The organism is Synechococcus sp. R70.1 (assembly GCF_047461675.1).
Taxonomy (GTDB): Bacteria; Cyanobacteriota; Cyanobacteriia; order Thermostichales; family Thermostichaceae; genus Thermostichus.
This window is the reverse complement of record NZ_JANSHR010000088.1, coordinates 1-2,659: the sequence shown is the minus strand read 5'-3', so window position 1 is coordinate 2,659 and position 2,659 is coordinate 1. Positions and strand designations below refer to the sequence as shown.

Here is a 2,659-nt window from a genome sequence, read left to right as displayed (position 1 = left end):
CCTTACCTACCCAGGAAGGGCACGAGGCTCCCACAAGAGAGGTGCTGCACCTAGCTACGGCAGGACCGGTGGGCCCCTCGAGCGTTAGCCGGGCGCCTGAAGTCGCCGAGAGTTTGGCCAGCGACAGGCTTTGGCGGTCGGAGCGGATGGAGTTGCTGGTGAAGCAGGGCTCGAGCTATCTAGCCACCAAATAGCCTCTTCCAGAGCTGGCCTAAAAGACCTGGGACACGTGGCTCGGCCTTGCGTGCTTGCGCCTCAATGTTCAATCCTTGGTTGATTGTCTATAAGACAATGCCCGCCGAGCCCAAGGGATCCCTGAACATCGACAATCCATCAAACTTCCCGAGTTTGGGCAAGTGTACTGCCGATGATGCGGAAGTCCTCATTTTCTAGCTGCTTAACAGTAGAGCGAGTGATGATCTTGCCCTGCTCCACCAAAACCTTCCCCGTCCGTGGGTGCAGCAGGTCTTGTTCAGCCCGCCGACCGATGAGCACTTCGATATCTTTCAGAGAGTTCACGTACATTCCCAGCGGCAGCTCCACCACCACCTCTGGGACACGTGGCTCGGCCTTGCGTGCTTGCGCCTCAATCTCTGGTGTACAGAGCTGAAGCTTACCAGCTTTGAGCGCCCTAGCGAGATCTTTTTGTCGTTCAAGGGCCTCTGTGAAAGCTCCCTTAACCAGGGTATTGCGGGCGCGCGTGAAGGCCACATAGGTCAGGTTGGCCTCCTCTGGGTACAGCTTCACACACCGATGTGTAGGGTTCTCCTGGGCTAAGGGCACCCCTGTGAAGTCTTCTGCCAGAGTCACCCGATCCCACTCGCGGCCCTTGGAGCGGTGAGCGGTGGAGACTACCACCTCAGCATGTTCTTCGTCCACCAAACTGTTGCGCAAGGTACGGCACACCTTGGGAATGCTGTCCTTGTACTCCTCAACAAGGCGCTCGTAGGGACGGTACTGCGCGGCGATGGAGGGAAAACGCTCTATCAAAAGCTTGAGCTGCTGCCAACTCCTGAAGAGCGAGAACTCAGGGTGGCAGGGGTTTTGCCCTAGGTAAAGGCGGTAGGCAGCTTCCAGGGCACCGGTGAGCTCCTCAATCTTGTTCACCAGAGCTACTTTTTTGCCCTGCTCCAGCAGCGCCAGCACCTCCCGGAGCGCCCCGGCGTTGGTGCGGCTGAGGATGGCAGTAGATCCGTCCTGTTTTGGCTTGGGGTTGCCCCGCACCTGGCGCTCCTCCCCTTTGAAGAGGCGGAGCAGCTCGCTGGCCTCATCAGCGATGTGTTCCTTGAAGCGAAAAGACTGAGAGAGGGGGAGTTCTTGCCCCTGAAGACGATCCATAGCGTTCACCGCGCCCCGCCAGGCGTAAATCTGCTGGTGGGGGTCACCCACGAAGATGCGCTGTGCAGCCTGGGGCAGCAGGATACCCATCATGGCAGGGTTGGCATCCTGGGCCTCGTCAAAGAGGATCACGTCGTAGGGGAGCCGGGGGCGGGAGAGCTGGTAGAGCTTGAGGTAGACATCGTGGCTGACCGGATAGCTGGCCTCTGGATCTACTAAAAGCTCCCAGGCCCGCTGGGCCAGGGGCACCAGGCAGGCCGCAAAGTCATCAAATCTCTCATCTTCCGCCTCGATCTTCAGGCGCAGGATTTCAGGGATGTGTTCAGCTGTGACAGTCTCAGCCTCCGACTGGGTGAAGCGATTTACGGTCTCAAGCACCGGGAACAGGGCTTCTTCCCGGTCGCAGAAGCTCCACTCCCGAAGGTCATCGAGGCCGGGCATGTCCTTAGCCAGCAGGTAGCGGGCCTGGAAGAGGCTGCGCCGCAAGCGTTCTTTCTCTGCAAAGGGTTTGCCCGTCTCCTTGTAGGCCAGGGCGTGGTTGGTCATCACGTCGGCCAGGCTGCCGAACTTCTGCTCGGCCTCTTTTGCCAAGGCCTTGCTAAAGGTCAGGTAGAGGATGCGCTTGCCTGCCAGCGCCTTGGCGACCTCTACGAGGGTGAAAGTCTTGCCCGCTCCGGCGAAGGCCACCACCTTGAGGTGACTACCAGTCTTTGCGGCTTCTACGACCGCTTTTTGTTCATCCGTTAGCGTTGCCATTGATTTGGATTATAGGCTGTCGTAAAAGTCCTCCACGGGCAGTTACGCGGCCTTGGCTAGCCGCTTCACCAACAGATGAGGGGCTCCAGGAGGGCCCACTCCTCGTCGGTTAGGTCGCTGGGGTAACATCGTCTAAGGGTCACCCTTCAAGGATACCACCCTTTTACGACAGCCTCTACCTTCAGATTCGCGTCAGACGTTGCTGGTAGGCTTCACTTAGGTGCTTCCAGAATTCTCTTGCATCCTCTTTGGGCAAATCTAGTACAAACGTAAAATGCTTGCCTAACCCATTGAATGATGTTCCCACGACAACCCCTTGCGGTTCGCTGTTTTCCTCTTCAAACCAAAACCAGACCCGGTCATGTACCTCCTTACCAACATAGGCGATGTATATATCGGCCCCACTTTCTTCCTTGAGCTTTTTCAATGCGCTCTCCCGGATGGATTTCTTACTTGTGTAAAGGTAGTGTCGCGTATTTTGTGGGTTAAGCATGGAGGGCGGAATGGACGGAGAGGAGCTCAAGAGGTTGACCAAGGAGGAGATCAGCCGGCGCATCCGGGAAGG

At 57.6% G+C, this 2,659-nt stretch carries 3 protein-coding genes; 1 reads left to right on the top strand and 2 read right to left on the bottom strand.

What is annotated here, in order from left to right; all coding sequences use genetic code 11:
- A partial coding sequence (locus NW807_RS09505) for a hypothetical protein (RefSeq protein ID WP_414425949.1) occupies positions 1 to 194 on the top strand: 194 nt, incomplete at its 5' end.
- A gap of 139 nt (positions 195 to 333) precedes the next feature.
- On the opposite strand, the gene NW807_RS09500 is transcribed toward NW807_RS09505, so the two are convergent.
- Together NW807_RS09500 and NW807_RS09495 are read right to left on the bottom strand one after the other, a co-directional pair.
- Positions 334 to 2,094: a UvrD-helicase domain-containing protein gene (locus tag NW807_RS09500; protein ID WP_414425948.1), complete on the bottom strand. Its 1,761-nt coding sequence runs from the start codon at positions 2,092 to 2,094 to the stop codon at positions 334 to 336.
- A gap of 181 nt (positions 2,095 to 2,275) precedes the next feature.
- Positions 2,276 to 2,659, bottom strand: a 384-nt coding sequence (locus NW807_RS09495) for a hypothetical protein (protein WP_414425947.1), incomplete at its 5' end; no start/stop codon positions are given.